The sequence below is a fragment of the Patulibacter sp. NPDC049589 genome, from assembly GCF_040675535.1.
In the GTDB taxonomy this organism is placed as follows: Bacteria; Actinomycetota; Thermoleophilia; order Solirubrobacterales; family Solirubrobacteraceae; genus Patulibacter.
Genome location: NZ_JBFAPC010000328.1, coordinates 1 through 1,813, shown reverse-complemented (window position 1 = coordinate 1,813; position 1,813 = coordinate 1). Strand labels below are relative to the sequence as shown.

The window sequence follows — 1,813 nt, the reverse complement described above, 5'->3', positions numbered from 1 at the left end:
CTGCCGCGTCTTCGGGTCGACGACGAGCTGGGTCTTGCCGATCGGCGTGACCTTCAGCCCGTTGACGAAGATCGGGCCCTCGGAGACCGCGACGGGAGCAGGCGCGCGCGGATCACGGCCACCGGCGTGCGCAGCTCGTGCGCGGCGTCGGCCAGGAACGCCTCCTCCCGCTTGGCGACCGCCGCGGCGGGCCGCAGCGCCCGGCCCGCCAGCAGCCAGCCGGCGGCGACGGTCAGGAGCCACAGGCCCAGGGTCGCGGCGGCGATCAGGAGCGTCGTCCCGCGCAGGTCCGACCGCGCGGTCGACAGCGGCTCCACGGCCACGATCGCGCCGAGCAGGCGATCGGCACCGTTGATCGGATTGGACGCCACGCGCACGTCGTCGCCGCCCGAGACGTCGTCGGCGATCCGCAGCAGCCGGCCGTCCCGGACCCGTGCGAGCGCCCGCGCGGCCGCGGGGCCGTCCAGCGCGTCCCGCGGCCCGGCGACCACCTTCCCGTGCTCGTCGACGACCAGGACCGGGGACCCCGGCCGGCGGTCGGGCCCGAAGTACCCGTCGGGCTGCCGGTCGATCGTCAGGCGGCTCGGGTCGCCCTCGGGGTACGCGAAGCCGGTCGCCGACAGGGCGGTGCGCTCCAGCAGCCGGTCGAGCTGCTCGTGCCGGCGGTCGTGGGCCTGCAGCACGGCGATCACCGCGAGCACGAGCAGCACGACGAGCGAGACCGCCGCGTACGACGCCGTCAGGCGCCGCCGCAGGCGGAGGAGCTGCGCCGCGCTCACGCGCCGTCCGCCAGCCGGTAGCCCGCGCCGCGGACCGTCTCGATCGCCGAGGACCCGAGCTTGCGGCGCAGCGCCGCGACGTGGACGTCGACGACGTTGGACCCGGGCTCGTAGGCCTGGTCCCAGCAGGACTCGAGGATGTCGAAGCGGTCGACGACCTCGCCCGCGCGGTCGGCGAGGAACGCCAGGAGCGCGAACTCCTTCGTCGTCAGCGGCACGATCACGCCGTCGCGGCGGACCCTGCGGCGCGACGTCTCGATCACGAGGTCGCCGGCCTCCACGACCTCGAGGCGCCGGGTCGGCCGGCGGCGCAGCAGCGCGTGCACGCGGACGACGAGCTCCTCGGTCGCGAACGGCTTGGTCAGGTAGTCGTCCGCGCCGCCCGAGAACCCGTCGACGACGTCCCCGGTCTGGTCCATCGCCGTCAGCATCAGGATCGGCGTCTCGACCCCGGCGGCCCGCCACTCGCCGCAGAGCGCCAGCCCCTCGCCGTCGGGCAGCCGCCGATCCAGCACGATCGCGTCGTAGGGGTGGAGGTCCGCGTGGAAGCGGGCCTCCGCCACCGTGCCGGCGACGTCGACGCCGAAGGACTCGGCGCGCAGCCGGCCCGCCACCGCCTCGGCGATCTCCGCCTCGTCCTCCACGACCAGGATCCTCATCGCGCGTCCTTCCGTCGTCCCGCGCCGGACGGCCGGGGTCCTCGTCGTCCCGGGCCGCGCGGCCCGGAGGCTCGTCCCGCGCCACCCGGCCGCAGCGCGCACCTCGCGCAACCCGGCCCGGGTGCCCACCCCGCGCCGCACGGCCGGGCCCCTCGTGCCCACCGCTGCACCGTCCGCCGGCTCATCCGGCCTGCAGGGCGGCCAGCAGCAGGACGGAGCCCGCCGCGTAGTCGATCGCGGGTTCGGAGGTGACGTAGTCGTCGACGACGTCCTCGTAGGTGTCAGACCCCGGCGTTCACGCGCTCCCAGTCCTTGAACTGCTCGGTGAAGTACATGAGCCGGATCTTCTTGAACTCGGTCGAGCTGTAGAGCGTC

Annotated in this window: 2 protein-coding genes; both read right to left on the bottom strand. The window is 75.2% G+C overall.

The features are described from left to right. Positions 1 to 53: 53 nt before the first annotated feature. A complete protein-coding gene (locus AB0L40_RS27760; RefSeq protein WP_364362031.1) occupies positions 54 to 779 on the bottom strand; it encodes a hypothetical protein in 726 nt (241 codons plus the stop codon). Continuing rightward, a complete protein-coding gene (locus AB0L40_RS27755; protein ID WP_364362029.1) occupies positions 776 to 1,438 on the bottom strand; it encodes a response regulator transcription factor in 663 nt (220 codons plus the stop codon). Before AB0L40_RS27755 ends, AB0L40_RS27760 begins: the two co-directional genes overlap by 4 nt. Positions 1,439 to 1,813: the final 375 nt, after the last annotated feature.